This window comes from Chamaesiphon sp. OTE_8_metabat_110 (assembly GCF_031382685.1).
Lineage (GTDB): Bacteria > Cyanobacteriota > Cyanobacteriia > Cyanobacteriales > Chamaesiphonaceae > Chamaesiphon.
This window is the reverse complement of sequence record NZ_JANMZA010000386.1, coordinates 1-3,142: the sequence shown is the minus strand read 5'-3', so window position 1 is coordinate 3,142 and position 3,142 is coordinate 1. Positions and strand designations below refer to the sequence as shown.

The 3,142-nt window shown below is 45.9% G+C and carries 5 protein-coding genes; 1 reads left to right on the top strand and 4 read right to left on the bottom strand.

Annotation, left to right across the window (positions count from 1 at the left end):
- Positions 1-948: 1,4-alpha-glucan branching enzyme (gene glgB / locus RMO52_RS14165; protein WP_310415313.1), on the top strand; the 948-nt coding region annotated here is incomplete at its 5' end.
- A 74-nt stretch (positions 949-1,022) separates the two neighbouring features.
- On the opposite strand, the gene RMO52_RS14160 is transcribed toward glgB, so the two are convergent.
- The 4 genes from RMO52_RS14160 to RMO52_RS14145 form a co-directional block, all read right to left on the bottom strand.
- Entirely contained in the window at positions 1,023-1,355 is a 333-nt protein-coding gene (locus tag RMO52_RS14160; RefSeq protein ID WP_309742440.1) for a DUF5615 family PIN-like protein, read from the bottom strand.
- On the bottom strand, positions 1,352-1,582 hold the full coding sequence (locus RMO52_RS14155; RefSeq protein WP_309742439.1) for a DUF433 domain-containing protein: 231 nt from the start codon (positions 1,580-1,582) through the stop codon (positions 1,352-1,354). The genes RMO52_RS14160 and RMO52_RS14155 overlap by 4 nt, the downstream gene beginning before the upstream one ends.
- A 267-nt stretch (positions 1,583-1,849) precedes the next feature.
- Positions 1,850-2,836 carry a cytochrome f gene (gene petA / locus RMO52_RS14150; RefSeq protein WP_309742438.1) on the bottom strand — a complete coding sequence of 329 codons (987 nt, stop codon included), beginning with the start codon at positions 2,834-2,836 and terminating at the stop codon, positions 1,850-1,852.
- A gap of 123 nt (positions 2,837-2,959) precedes the next feature.
- Positions 2,960-3,142, bottom strand: a 183-nt coding sequence (locus RMO52_RS14145; RefSeq protein ID WP_310415309.1) for a Rieske 2Fe-2S domain-containing protein, incomplete at its 5' end; no start/stop codon positions are given.

The following is a 3,142-nucleotide window of genomic DNA, read 5'->3' as shown; positions in this document are numbered from 1 at the left end:
CGGGAAAATATCGAAGCTGCTGACTTCTTGCGCCAAACCAATCATCTCATCTTTAGCTACTTCCCAGGTGCCTTATCGATCGCCGAAGAATCCACATCATGGCCGATGGTGTCCGCGCCTACTTATCTGGGCGGCTTGGGTTTCAACCTCAAGTGGAACATGGGTTGGATGCACGACATGCTCGATTATTTTGAGATGGATCCTTGGTTCCGTCAGTTCCACCAAAATAATATTACCTTTAGTATGTGGTACAACCATAGCGAGAACTTTATGCTTGCCCTCTCTCACGACGAGGTAGTCCATGGCAAGAGCAATATCATCGGCAAAATGCCTGGTGATGAGTGGCAGAAACTCGCAAATATGCGCTGTCTCTATGCCTATATGTTTACCCATCCCGGCAAGAAAACCCTATTTATGGGGATGGAATTTGCTCAGTGGAGTGAATGGAATGTCTGGTCGGATTTGGAATGGCACTTATTACAATATCCAGCCCACCAGCAGATGAGTCAGTTCTTAACGGATCTCAACTATGTCTATCGTCACGAACCTGCACTCTACACTCAAGACTTTGAGGAACCGGGATTTGAATGGATCGATTGTACCGATAGTCGCCATAGTGTCGTGTCCTTTATCCGCCGCGATAAGCATAGCGATGATTGTGTAATTGTCGTCTGCAATTACACCCCGCAGCCGCATTCTCACTATCGGATTGGCGTGCCGGAACACGGTTTTTATCACGAGTTATTTAATAGCGATGCGCGTAAATATGGTGGCAGTAATATGGGCAACCTCGGGGGTAAATGGGCGGATGAATGGTCGATTCACAATCGCAAATTCTCGCTAGATATTTGTATTCCACCGTTAGGCGTATCAATCTTCAAACTCGATCGCAATCGCACTGCCGCAGCCTATGAGTGGCGAGACAATAACGCGATCGAAGGTACATAAAATTGCGTTCGATATCGACAATAGGGGGAGTAGATTACTACTCCCCTTATTCTGGAGTACTTGAAGTTAGTGGACTATGATAAAGCAAGTAGCGATAAATTATCATCTGCAAAAAATGACTCGATCGTGTCAAACTCCCGCCGCAAAATATTTTCGACTTGTGATGTCGAACAATTGCCAAGCCTCAGCCAAATAACCTTCGGTGGATTTCCTAACACTAAACTAAGGTCGTGCATGTCCGCATCTTTCGAGACGATCGCTAAATTATTGTCTTTCGCATAATCCCAAACTATTGGATCGATAGTTGCTTTCATCCCTACATCTCGAACGTGAAGCGAATCTGGAAACAGATCGGCTAAACGTTGCGGTAACTTAGGTGACAAGTTTTCGTCGAAAAGTAACTTCATGCAAGTATTGGAGCAGTAATAAACCGCCGCTCGCGATCTGCCGCATATGCAATACAAGCTTTTAAATCTTGCCGAGTTAAATCGGGAAAATCTTCGAGAATCTCTGCTTCAGTCATCTCAGAAGCCAAGTACTCCAGCACTTCATAAACGGTAATTCGTAACCCCCGCACACAAGGTTTGCCACTACGTTTATTTGGTTCGATTGTGATGTAATCTCGGTAGTTCATATTTAGAGAGTAGGCATGGCTTAGGATTTAGATTTGAGTTGATTTTAACACGATTACCTTTGGGATGCTGTGCATACGGCAGGCTTACGCCAACGCAATCGCAGATATACAGGATAGCAATCGATCTAGATACAAGGTAGGGGTAATTCATGAATTACCCCTACCTTAGATCTTTTCAATGTGTATCGATCGAGAAGTTACACTCAAAAAAATGCACTAGTTCTAATTACTAGTGCATTTAATTAATTACTAAAATGACAGTAGTTTCTAGAACTCCATTTCAGCAGCTTGAACTTTCTCGACTTGTTTTTTCTTGAGTACTAACAAGATTTGCGATAGCATAATCATAAAGACAAATGCAATCAGACCGAGAATACGATCGGGATTTTGTAAGACGATTTCGATGTCTTTTTGACCGAAACCACCAACGTTAGGATTGTTGGTAATTGCTTGTCCGGCAGTTACAGCCGCACCTTGGGCAATTAGCAGTTCGGGGCCAGCCGGGATTTTGTCAATGACGGCTTCGCCAGTGGCGGGTTGAATGGTGACTTGAGTGCTACCATCTTCTTGCTTGGCGATAGTTGTTACGTTACCAGCAACAGAAGCGTTATAGACGGTGTTATTACTTTTCTCACCAGTGGGATACACTTGTCCTCGACCGCGATTGGCACCGACGTGGACTTGGTATTTACCAAAGTAGATTCCTTTTTCGGTTTTGGGGTTGGGAGAAAGGACGGGGAAAATGATTTCTTGGTACTTATCGCCGGGTAAGGGGCCGATAATCACCATATTGTCTTTACCTTCACCGTAGGACTGGAAGTATAAACCTTGGGTTTTTTCCTTCAATTCTGGGGAGAGACGGTCTTCGGGAGCAATTTTGAAGCCATCGGGTAGCATCAGGACGGCACCGACGTTGAGGGGGCCTTTGGTGCCATCTCCAGTGACTTGCTGAATGCTCTGGTCGTAAGGAATTTTGACGACTGCTTCAAACACGGTATCGGGTTTGACAGACTGAGGTACTTCGATCTCGGTAGGCTTAGCAGCGAGGTGACAGTTGGCACAGACGATTCTACCTGTAGCTTCGCGCGGTGTCGCTGGGTAAGTTTGTTGCGCCCAGAAGGGATAAGCTGCGGCGGATTGGGGCGCGGCAAAATCGTTAGCGAACAGGATGCCAACACTAGCCAACATGATAACTAATGTTTTGGTTAACAGCCGCTGGCTGCGTTGCCAAACTGGTAGTAAAGTGAATTTCATAGGTTTGATGATGACAGACGAAGAAAATTAATAATATCCGGATGTTGAGTCAATAGCGACGGGTGGTGACTGGCAGCTACAGCAGTAAACTAGAAGCTCATTACCGATGAGCTATCGCCTAATTTATGCCCACCAAGCGGGTTCGTCTGTGCGGAAGTCAGTTTCTGTCCACGGTGTAATCGCGATCGTATCATTGGCAGTAACGGCTGCATGAACCAGCGGTAACGATTTGGGCGCGGGGCCGCGTACCATTTTACCTGCTGCATCGTACTGAGAACCGTGGCAAGGGCACATGAATTTGTTTTC